The sequence below is a fragment of the Aquabacterium sp. genome (assembly GCF_021768455.1).
Taxonomy (GTDB): domain Bacteria; phylum Pseudomonadota; class Gammaproteobacteria; order Burkholderiales; family Burkholderiaceae_C; genus Aquabacterium.
Map to the genome: position 1 here is coordinate 1 of NZ_JAIZVX010000150.1, position 10,140 is coordinate 10,140.

Below are 10,140 nucleotides of genomic sequence, written 5' to 3' on the forward strand. Positions count from 1 at the left end.
GCAGGGGCTGGCGCCGGAGCCGGGTTGGCGCTGGCCGACGCGACCTGGATCGAGTTCCTATCCTTGGGGAACAGGTCGCGGATCATGGCCAGCTTGGGCGCAACGGCAGAGCGGGTGTCGATCTGCAGGGCCTTGGAATAGGCCTGGCTCGCGAGCTTGGCGTAGACATCGCCCAGGTTCTCGTAGGCTGTGGCGTAGCTGGGGTTGGTCCGGATGGCCATCTCGAGAGCCGTGCGGGCCTTGTCATACTGACCTTGCTGCGCGTAGAGCACGGCCAGGTTGTTGAAGGGCTCTGGCAGTTCGGGGAAGTCTTCGGTCAGCTTGGTGAAGGCTGTGATCGCTTCGGGGGCGCGTCCAGCCTGCGACAGGCTGATGCCGCGCAGGAAACGCATCATCGGATCACGGGGCTTGCTGCCCAGGTACTGATCGGCTTTCTGGAGGGCTTCGGCATTCTTGCCAGCCGAGAGGAGCTTCTGGACGTCGGCGACTTCGTCGGCGCGGGCGCCCAGGGCGCTCAGGGACAGGGCTGCAATGGCCAGGCATTTGGCGGCCAGTGATGTCAGGCGGAATCCACCTTGGGGCGCGACGGCTTGCATGAGATCGAGGTCCAGTATTTTGTTCGTGTGGGCGAAGAGGCCTGGTTCAGCCTTGTCTGCAGGAGGCTGAGGGGCGTGCCATTCGGTCTTTGAGGATAGCAGCCGCGGGTGCCCTGGAGGATCGACGTTCTCCCCCATGCTCGGGCGTCCCGCTATACTCCTTCGATTGTATCTGAGCGGTGGGGCGCACTCCGTGGCGAGGCGCCTGGCTGGTGCGATCGGGAAAAAGCCTGTTCTGGCGCGGCTTTAGCGTTTGTCGTCAAAGGCTCCCAACAGTTCACCGGAAGGCATCTGCTCTGTTCCTGCAAGGATCGCCTTGTGCACCCAGGCCGCCCATTGGGCAGCCGCCACCGCCACCCGTTTTCTCATGAGTCTGCGCTTATTCAACAGCTTGTCGCGTCAGGTCGAGCCCTTCGTGCCGATGACGCCGGGCCAGGTCCGCATGTACGTGTGCGGCATGACCATCTATGACCTCTGCCACATCGGCCATGCGCGCATGATGATGGCCTTCGACGTGGTGCAACGCTGGCTCAAGGCCAGCGGGCTGGACGTCGTGTACGTGCGCAACATCACCGACATCGATGACAAGATCATCCGCCGTGCCGTCGAGCGTGGCATCACCATCCGCCAGTTGACGGAAGAAATGGCGGCGGCCATGCACCAGGACATCGCGGCACTGGGCATCGAGCCCCCGACGCACGAGCCCCGTGCCACGGAGTACGTGCCGCAGATGCTGGACCTGATTGGCAAGCTGCAGGCCAATGGCCTGGCTTACCAGGCCTCAAATGGCGACGTGAACTTTGCCGTGCGCAAGTTCGAGGGTTACGGCAAGCTGTCGGGCAAGTCGCTCGATGACCTGCGCGCCGGCGAGCGTGTGGCCGTGGACGATGGCAAGCAGGATCCGCTGGACTTTGTCCTTTGGAAGTCGGCCAAGCCGGAAGAGCCGGCCGATGCCAAGTACGCCTCTGCCTATGGCGAGGGGCGCCCCGGTTGGCACATCGAGTGCTCGGCCATGGGGTGCACCTTGCTGGGCGAGCAGTTCGACATCCACGGTGGCGGCCTTGATCTGCAGTTCCCGCACCACGAAAACGAGATCGCCCAGAGCGAAGGCGCCACAGGCAAGCGCTTCGTGAACTACTGGATGCACAACGGTTTCGTGAACGTCGACAACGTGAAGATGTCGAAGTCGCTGGGGAACTTCTTCACCATCCGAGAGGTGTTGAACCACTTCGATGGAGAGACCATCCGTTTCTTCATGCTGCGCACACACTACCGCAGCCCCTTCAACCACAGCGATGCCGGCCTGGACGATGCACGCACGGGTCTGCGCAGGCTCTACACCGCACTGGGTTCGGTGGCCGAGGTCGAGGCGCTTGCCATCGATTGGGCCGAGCCTCAGGCAGCGCGCTTCAAGGCGGCCATGGACGAAGACTTCAACACGCCCATGGCGCTGTCTGTGCTCTTCGACCTTGCTGCCGAGCTGAACCGCACGGGTTCGCTGGATGTGGCGCGGCAGCTGAAGTCGCTGGGGGCCTTGTTGGGTCTGTTGCAGCAGTCGCCTCAGTCTTACCTGCAGGGTGGCGCGTCAGTCGGTGGGCTGGATGCTGCGGCGATCGAAGCCAAGATCCAGGCGCGCGCAGACGCCAAGAAGGCCCGAGACTTCGCAGGCGCAGACCGGATCCGTGCCGAGCTGGCCGCCCTGGGCATCGAACTCAAAGACAGCCCGCAGGGCACAACCTGGGTCAAAGCCTGATGCCGTCTGCCCCCCTGTCTGCGGCCGGTGTGGCCCAGACCAGCACCCTGCTGGTCACCCCGACCTATTGGGATGACGCCTGCAAGCACCTGGTCAAACGTGATCGCGTGATGCGCAAGCTGATCGCCGACCACGGCCATGCCCGCCTGCACACCCGCGGCGACGCCTTCACGACCCTGGCCCGCTCCATCGTGGGGCAGCAGATTTCGGTCAAATCGGCCCAGTCGGTCTGGAAGAAGCTGCTGGCCCGTTTCGAAGTGGTGTCCGACGACGCCCGTGGGCCGCTGCGCGTGGCCGATGTGTTGCGTGCGGAGCCTGAGGATCTGCGCAAGACGGGTCTGTCGGCCCGCAAGATCGATTACCTGCGCGACCTGGCCAAGCACTTTGACGACGGCCAGGTGCACGTGACCGACTGGCAGAAGATGGACGACGAGGCCATCATCGAGGAGCTGATCGACATCCGCGGCATTGGTCGCTGGACGGCCGAGATGTTCCTGATTTTTCACCTGATGCGCCCCAATGTGCTGCCGCTCGATGACGCCGGCCTGATCAAGGGTATCAGTGACAGTTATTTCAGCGGTGAACCCGTGTCGCGTGCCGAAGCGCGCGACGTGGCCGAGGCCTGGGCGCCTTACCGCACCGTGGGCACCTGGTATCTGTGGCGCAGCCTCGATCCGCTGCCCGCCGACCAATGACCAGCTTGCTGGAAGAGAAGAAGGACCCCCCGCCATGAGCAAACGACACTTTCTGGAGTTCGAGCAACCCATCGCCGAACTCGAGTCCAAGATCGAAGAACTGCGTTATGTGCAGAGCGAGTCGGCCGTCGACATCTCTGAAGAGATCGACCGCCTGAGCAAGAAGAGCCAGCTGCTGACGAAAGACATCTACGCCAGCCTGACGCCGTGGCAGGTGACGCAGATCGCGCGCCACCCGCAGCGTCCTTACACGCTGGACTACGTCAACGAACTGTTCACCGACTTTCAGGAGATGCACGGTGACCGCCATTTTGCGGACGACCTCTCCATCGTGGGTGGTCTGGCTCGCTTCAATGGTCAGCCTTGCATGGTCGTGGGTCACCAGAAGGGCCGTGACACCAAGGAGCGTGGTTTGCGCAACTTCGGCATGTCGCGCCCGGAGGGCTATCGCAAGGCCCTGCGCCTGATGCAGACCGCCGAGAAGTTTGGCCTGCCGGTCTTCACGTTCGTCGACACCCCGGGCGCCTACCCCGGCATCGGTGCCGAAGAGCGCAACCAGTCGGAAGCCATTGGTCGCAATATCTTCGAGATGGCCAAGCTGGAGGTGCCGATCATCACCACCATCATTGGTGAAGGCGGTTCGGGCGGCGCGCTGGCGATCAGCGTGGGCGACCAGACCCTGATGCTGCAGTACTCGGTTTACTCGGTGATTTCGCCGGAAGGCTGCGCTTCCATTCTCTGGAAGACGTCGGACAAGGCGCCGGACGCCGCCGAGGCCCTGGGCATCACGGCCCATCGCCTGAAGGCCCTGGGCCTGGTGGACAAGATCGTGAGCGAGCCCGTGGGCGGTGCACACCGCGACCACAAGCAGGCTGCGGCCAACCTGAAGCGCGCGCTGAACGATGCGCTCCGCCAGGTCAGCGACCTGAAGGTGAAGGACCTGCTGCAGTCGCGCTACGAGCGCCTGCAAAGCTACGGTCGTTTCAACGACACCAAGGAACATTGAGCACCGACCTGATCGGGCTGTTGCGCGCGGCCTTGCCTTCGGGTGAGGGCAGTGTGGCGGTGGCCTGCAGCGGTGGGCGCGACTCGGTCGCGCTGCTCCACGCGACCGCCAGTGCCGCACGCGACGTGCCGGGGCTGGCGGTCGTCGCGCTTCATGTGCACCACGGGCTGAGCTCGCAGGCCGATGCCTGGGCGACGCACGTGGTCTCGCTCTGTGAGGCCTGGGCGGCCCAGGGTTGGCCGGTGAGGGCGCTGGTGCGTCGGGTTCACTGCCCGCAGGATGGGCGCAGCGTCGAGGCCGTGGCGCGCGAGGCACGTTATGAGGCGCTGGCCGAGATGGCTGCCGAGGCGGGTGTCCGCACTGTGCTTCTGGCCCACCACCGCCGCGACCAGGCCGAAACCTTCTTGTTGCAGGCCCTGCGTGGCGCCGGGGTGGCAGGGCTGGCCGCGATGCCGAGCCAGGCGGGGCGCGGCGGACTGAGCTGGTGCCGTCCCTGGCTGCGTGCGCCTCGAGAGGCCATTGAGGCCCATGTGGCTGCGCACGTCCTGGTCTTTGTCGACGACGACAGCAACGCCGATGTCCGGTTTGCCCGGAACCGACTTCGCCATGGGGTGTGGTCGTCACTGGCGGCAGCGTTTCCTCAGGCCGAGCAGGCTCTGGCCGATGCCGCAGCCCGCTTGGCCGATGCGCAGACGGTGCTGGATGCCGCGATGGCGGGGCAGGTCAGTGCGCTGTGCGGTGGCTGCGAGCCGGGCCCGGAGGTGACGCTCGATGTGGGCGCCTGGGCTCGCCTGGACGGCCCGCATCGGCGACTGAGTCTGATGCACTGGTACCGGGCCACGGCGGGTCAGGCTTTGCCTGCCAGCTGGGTGAGCCGCCTGGCCGATGAATTGCCCGCTGTGGCTGCGCGCACCGAGCCTGCGTCGTGGCCTCCGGTGGGCTTGGGGCTGTACCGTGGCCGCCTGCGCTGGACGCCGGACATGGCCGCCCGTGTCCAACGCTTGCGTGAAACCGAGCAAGCCGCACAGGATGCCAGGCAAATGCCTGCGGGTGACTGGTTTGGCGATGGTTCGGTCGACGTGTCTGTTGCCGAGGGTGAGGTGATTTCGCTGACCGAGCAAGACCATTGCCGACCCGCGGGCTGGGGCGGTGAACTCGTTGCGGAGCTGGTGGAGGAGGGCGGCGTGCCGCGCGCGCTGCTGGCGTCGCTGAGGCTGTGTCCGCGCGCCGGAGGCGAGCAGTTCCAGTTGGGCCCGAACCGGCCTGCTCGGTTGTTGCGCAAGCAGTACCAACAGCAGGGTGTACCGGCCTGGTTGCGCGACGGGCCGCTGGCCTGGGCTGGCGATCACCTCGTGTTTGTGCCCGGTCTGGGCATGGACGCGCGCCTTTGGGCCGCGCCGGGTGAGCCGCAGTGGGCCTTGCGCTGGTGCCCCGACCGTGTTGATTCCGGGCTAAAATCGAGGGTTTGATCGCGCACGCTTTCCGAGAGGGGGGCAACCAGCTGGTTTTCCTGCGGTTTTCTTGTGTTTGGCGCGGTCTTTTCCAACAACATCTGACATGGCACTGATCGTTCACAAATACGGCGGCACGTCGATGGGCTCTACGGAGCGCATCCGCAACGTGGCCAAGCGCGTGGCCAAGTGGGTGCGGGCGGGTCATCAACTCGTGGTCGTGCCTTCGGCCATGAGCGGTGAAACCAACCGCTTGCTGGGCCTGGCCAAAGAACTCTCCGCGACCCCCAGCCCCCGCGAGCTCGATGCAATCGCCGCCACGGGCGAGCAAGTGTCCTCGGGTCTGCTGGCGATCGCCCTGCAGGCCGAAGGCATCGATTCGGTGAGCTACGCCGGCTGGCAAGTGGCCATCAAGACCGATTCGGCCTTCACCAAGGCCCGCATCGAGAGCATCGATGACGCCCGCGTGCGTGCCGACCTCGCAGCTGGCAAGGTGGTCGTGATCACCGGTTTCCAGGGCGTTTCGCCCGAAGGTCACATCTCGACCCTGGGTCGCGGTGGCTCCGACACCTCCGCCGTGGCCGTCGCCGCTGCGCTGAAGGCCGACGAGTGCCTGATCTACACCGACGTCGATGGCGTCTACACCACCGACCCCCGCGTGGTGCCGGAAGCCCGCCGCCTGAACACCGTCAGCTTCGAAGAGATGCTGGAGATGGCCTCGCTGGGCTCCAAGGTCCTGCAGATCCGCTCGGTGGAATTCGCCGGCAAATACCGTGTGCCCCTGCGTGTGCTGTCGAGCTTCACGCCCTGGGACATCGACCTGGAAGAAGAAGCCAAGTCGGGCACGCTCATCAGTTTTGAGGAAGACGAGAACATGGAACAAGCCGTTGTTTCCGGCATCGCATTCAACCGCGACGAAGCCAAGATCACCGTGGTCGGCGTGCCCGACACCCCCGGCATCGCTTACCAGATCCTGGGCAAGGTCGCCGAAGCCAACATCGACATCGATGTGATCATCCAGAACGTGTCGCGCGAGGGCAAGACGGACTTCTCGTTCACCGTGCACCGCAACGACTACGCCAAGACGATCGAGCTGCTCAAGGCTCAGGTGCAACCCGCCCTGGGCGCGGCCGACATCATCGGCGACCCGAAGATCTGCAAGGTATCGATCGTGGGCATCGGCATGCGCAGCCATGTGGGCATCGCTTCGACGATGTTCAAGTCGCTGGCCGACGAAGGCATCAACATCCAGATGATCACCACCTCGGAAATCAAGACCTCGGTCGTGATCGACGAGAAGTACATGGAACTGGCCGTGCGCGCGCTGCACAAGGCTTTTGGTCTGGACGAAGCCAAGGCCTGATGAGGGCTAGGCGCTCGAGGCAGGCTTGGATTCAAGCGTTGTTTTGAGCGCAACAGGCCGAAGAGCCTGATTTCTGGGCTAGAATGCAATTCTTGCTGGAAACGTGACCGAGTGGCCGAAGGTGCTCCCCTGCTAAGGGAGTATGCGCCAAAAGCGCATCGAGGGTTCGAATCCCTCCGTTTCCGCCAGTACAAGAGGACCCCTGATGGTGAAAGCTGTCAGGGGTTTTTCTTTGCAGGGTTCGCCGCCTGGGTGCCAACAGCGCACAGCGGGCAGGCAGGTTCAATGTCAATGACCTGGGGGGTGCGGCTGCGCTCCCGGGTGTTTTTGTCGGGACGAGACGTGTTCAAGAATCTCACCGTTTACCGCATGGCCTCGGATTGGGCCGCCACCACGGCTGCCATCGAAGCCGAACTGGACAAGGCTCGCTTCGCACCGTGTGGTGCGTCGCAGGAGAAGTCCATGGGCTGGGTGGAGCCGCGTGGCATCGCCTTTGCGCCGCTGGTCGAATCCATCGGTGGCCACCTGATGCTCAAGGTCATGACCGAGCAAAAGGTGGTGCCGGGCTCCGTGGTCAAGCGCCGCGTGGACGAGTTGGCCGAGCAGATCGAAAAGCAGACGGGCCGCAAGCCGGGCAAGAAGCAGCAGAAAGAGCTGAAAGACCAGGCCATGCTGGAGTTGCTGCCCATGGCTTTCACCAAGCAATCCGCCACCCGCGTGTGGATCGCACCAGCCGAGCGCATGGTGGTGCTGGATTGCGCCAGCCAGGGCAAGGCCGATGAGGTGATCACCATGCTGATCCAGGCTGTGGAAGGTCTGGCACTGAGCCTGGTGCAGACCGAGATGTCGCCTTCGGTGGCCATGGCGCACTGGCTGGGCACGGGCGAGCCGCCTTATGCCTTCCTCGTGGACAACGAGTGCGAGCTCAAGTCGACGGACGAGATGAAGTCGGTGGTGCGCTATACACGACACAATCTCGACACCGACGAGGTGAAGCAGCACATCGTGTCGGGCAAGATGCCGACCAAGTTGGCGCTGACCTGGCGCGAGCGCGTGTCCTTCATCCTGACGGAGTCGATGGCGCTGAAGAAGGTGGCTTTCCAGGACGTGGTCTTTGAGGGTTCGACGGCCTCGGCGGCGAAGACCGACAAGAACGAAGCCTTCGATGCCGACGTGGCGATCTTCACGGGCGAGTTCGTGGAACTGATCCCGGAGCTGCTGGAGGCCTTGGGTGGTGAGCAGGTGATTGGGCAGGGGCCTGTGGACGCCGATGGGGTGCCGCGACCGGAGCGCGCCATGCGCGTGGCCGATCAGGTGGTGACCCCGTCGCCCGGGGCCGCCGAGGCGTCCGGTGCAGGGGTTGCCGACTCCGTCGAGCCGCCGCCCTGGGCCTGATCCGACAACCAGTGGCCAATCTGGGCGATGACCCAGCCCCCATCGTCCTGTGGCAGATCGTGGCCTGCGCTGGGGTGAACCGCCAGGGCACAGGCCCAGCGTGAAGCCAGTGTGGCCGAGCACGCGGGATGCACCAATTGGTCGCCCGCACCATTGAGCAGCAGCAGCGGCACGCGTGGGGCCGTGGCGGGCGCGCGGTAGCGAGCTGCCGCCCAGAGTTGCCGCAGGCCGTTGGCCGTGTCGACGGGGTGCCGTTGGCGCAGGGATCGCCATTGCCGGAGCAGGCCGGGGCCGTCTGGTGGATGGCACGTGGTCAGCTGCAGGATGGCGCTTTCCCAGGCTTCGCCTGACGCGCGGCGCAGCAACAGGCCCAGGATGCGTGGGTAGCACGATGGTCGCAGGCGCTGCCAGAAGGGGCTGTGGGGCCGCAGGCTGATGTTGACCAGCACGGCCGCAGACAGCTCCTCGGGGTGGTGCGCAGCCCAGGCCACCGTCACCATGGCGCCCAGTGACATCGCCAGCACATGAAAAGGTGGTTGCAGCCCTCGTTCACTCAATTGTTGCCGCACGGCTTCGGCCATGTCGGCAACGGTGGTGGGGCTGGGTTGGGCATGCAGGGTGCCATTGCCAGGCAAGTCAAGGCAGACCAGGCGGGTGCCTGAACGCAAGGCCGCTTGCAGGTGCATGGGGAAGTCGCCCCAGTGGCCGGCTTCGCGCGTCAGGCCACGCAGCAGCACCCAGGTGGCGGGACGGGCCTCCTGCTGGGGCGCCGTGTCGGCCTTGTTCGGTGGTGTCATGGGTGGCATTCGCTGTGACCTCGGTTCAGCTCAAGGTTCAGCTCAATTCGGGGCGGTGCCCGTACCAGCGATTCAGCGCGGCCTGGCGCTCGGCGTCACGCGCCAGGTCAGAGGGCAGCCAATGGGTGTGGCTCATCGCGGCGCGCCCCATGAAGTCGAGCAGGCCCAGGTGGCGACGCAGCACGCGGTGCAGTCTGTGGTCGATCAGGGGGTTGAAGATGCCGTGGCGGGTGAAGAGCTGGCGCGGGTTCTTCTTGACCCAGAGCCAGGAGCCCATCTCCAGCGTCAATGGCAGGAAGAGCCGCTCGGGGGCCTGCTCGCGGGAGCGCAGGTAGAGGTGGTCCCAGAGGTCGCCGTGGGTCAGGTACTGCAGGCTCTGGGGCTCGAAGACGTAGGGGTGATGGGCTTGGCCGGCATCGAGGATGCGGCTGAGCGCGTGCAGTTCGGCCAGGTGCTCGATGGGGCGGCTGGTGTGGGCGTAGGGGAACCAGAGGCGGTCGTCGACGCCAAAGCCGGAGTGGCAGTCGAGCGCCAGGCTGAAACGGTGCGGCAGCAGTTCGCGCTCCACCACATCGCACAGGGCCTGGGCTTCGGGCTGAAGCCCGGCGTGCAGCGGCCCACGGTACCAGGGCAGGATGGCGCTGAGTCGCTGTCCCCCGATCAGAAAGGGAACGGGCTCGGTGGCGTGCACGGGGGCGTTGCGCATCAGGTCGACGCCGTTGGGGTTGGCGCGGGTGCCTTGCCAGAGGCCCCCGGGGTTGACGAGGGGCATGAAAACCAGCCGCAAGGATTCGAGTTGTCGGTGCAGCAGCTGGTCCCACTTCAGGCGCTGGACCAGGGTGGCCAGGTAGGTGAGGACGACCTCGGTGCCGATCCTCTCCAGGCCATGCACGCCTCCGAAGTAGCCCATGGCGGGCACCTCGGGCGACGGGTTGCCCAGGGTGAGGGCGATCACCTCGAACCGCTGTGAACCCGCGTCGACCTGGCAGAGAACCTGGGGCTGGAGGTCGGGGGCGCCCTCGTCGATCAGGCGGTAGAGCGCATCCAGTTCAGGCAGGGCGGTGGCGACCCGCCAGGTACCGCA

The 10,140-nt window shown here is 65.2% G+C and carries 9 protein-coding genes and 1 tRNA gene; 7 read left to right on the forward strand and 3 right to left on the reverse strand.

Features of this window, described 5'->3' with window-relative positions; translation table 11 throughout:
• A partial coding sequence (locus QZ994_RS16335) for a tetratricopeptide repeat protein (RefSeq protein WP_290874025.1) occupies window positions 1–596 on the reverse strand: 596 nt, incomplete at its 3' end.
• A gap of 367 nt (window positions 597–963) precedes the next feature.
• Here QZ994_RS16335 and cysS point away from each other — a divergent pair.
• The 7 genes from cysS (at window position 964) to QZ994_RS16370 (ending at window position 8,259) form a co-directional block, all read left to right on the forward strand.
• Entirely contained in the window at window positions 964–2,349 is a 1,386-nt protein-coding gene (gene cysS, locus QZ994_RS16340) for a cysteine--tRNA ligase (protein ID WP_290874028.1), read from the forward strand.
• Window positions 2,349–3,044 (forward strand): DNA-3-methyladenine glycosylase, encoded by a 696-nt coding sequence (locus QZ994_RS16345; RefSeq protein WP_290874031.1) that lies wholly within the window; start codon window positions 2,349–2,351, stop codon window positions 3,042–3,044. The genes cysS and QZ994_RS16345 overlap by 1 nt, the downstream gene beginning before the upstream one ends.
• 34 nt (window positions 3,045–3,078) lie before the next feature.
• A complete protein-coding gene (locus QZ994_RS16350) occupies window positions 3,079–4,050 on the forward strand; it encodes an acetyl-CoA carboxylase carboxyltransferase subunit alpha (protein WP_290874034.1) in 972 nt (323 codons plus the stop codon).
• The gene (tilS, locus tag QZ994_RS16355; protein WP_290874037.1) at window positions 4,047–5,519 is read left to right on the forward strand and encodes a tRNA lysidine(34) synthetase TilS; all 1,473 of its coding nucleotides are present in this window, start codon (window positions 4,047–4,049) and stop codon (window positions 5,517–5,519) included. Before QZ994_RS16350 ends, tilS begins: the two co-directional genes overlap by 4 nt.
• Window positions 5,520–5,607: 88 nt before the next feature.
• A complete protein-coding gene (locus tag QZ994_RS16360) occupies window positions 5,608–6,864 on the forward strand; it encodes an aspartate kinase (RefSeq protein WP_290874041.1) in 1,257 nt (418 codons plus the stop codon).
• Window positions 6,865–6,961: 97 nt separating this feature from the next.
• A tRNA-Ser gene (locus QZ994_RS16365) sits at window positions 6,962–7,052 on the forward strand.
• Between the two features lie 154 nt (window positions 7,053–7,206).
• The gene (locus QZ994_RS16370; protein WP_290874044.1) at window positions 7,207–8,259 is read left to right on the forward strand and encodes a recombination-associated protein RdgC; all 1,053 of its coding nucleotides are present in this window, start codon (window positions 7,207–7,209) and stop codon (window positions 8,257–8,259) included.
• On the opposite strand, the gene QZ994_RS16375 is transcribed toward QZ994_RS16370, so the two are convergent.
• Together QZ994_RS16375 and QZ994_RS16380 are read right to left on the reverse strand one after the other, a co-directional pair.
• Window positions 8,175–9,056 carry an alpha/beta fold hydrolase gene (locus QZ994_RS16375; RefSeq protein ID WP_290874047.1) on the reverse strand — a complete coding sequence of 294 codons (882 nt, stop codon included), beginning with the start codon at window positions 9,054–9,056 and terminating at the stop codon, window positions 8,175–8,177. The two genes, QZ994_RS16370 and QZ994_RS16375, sit on opposite strands and share 85 nt — an antisense overlap.
• A gap of 37 nt (window positions 9,057–9,093) precedes the next feature.
• Window positions 9,094–10,113 (reverse strand): M14 family zinc carboxypeptidase, encoded by a 1,020-nt coding sequence (locus QZ994_RS16380; protein ID WP_290874050.1) that lies wholly within the window; start codon window positions 10,111–10,113, stop codon window positions 9,094–9,096.
• Window positions 10,114–10,140: the final 27 nt, after the last annotated feature.

Bases quoted from the DNA above. Each gene is read 5' to 3' on its own strand.
- QZ994_RS16360 (WP_290874041.1), top strand. From the start codon at position 5,608: ATGGCACTGATCGTTCACAAATACGGCGGCACGTCGATGGGCTCTACG.
- QZ994_RS16345 (WP_290874031.1), top strand. From the start codon at position 2,349: ATGCCGTCTGCCCCCCTGTCTGCGGCCGGTGTGGCCCAGACCAGCACC.
- cysS (WP_290874028.1), top strand. From the start codon at position 964: ATGAGTCTGCGCTTATTCAACAGCTTGTCGCGTCAGGTCGAGCCCTTC.
- QZ994_RS16375 (WP_290874047.1), bottom strand. From the start codon at position 9,056: ATGACACCACCGAACAAGGCCGACACGGCGCCCCAGCAGGAGGCCCGT.
- QZ994_RS16350 (WP_290874034.1), top strand. From the start codon at position 3,079: ATGAGCAAACGACACTTTCTGGAGTTCGAGCAACCCATCGCCGAACTC.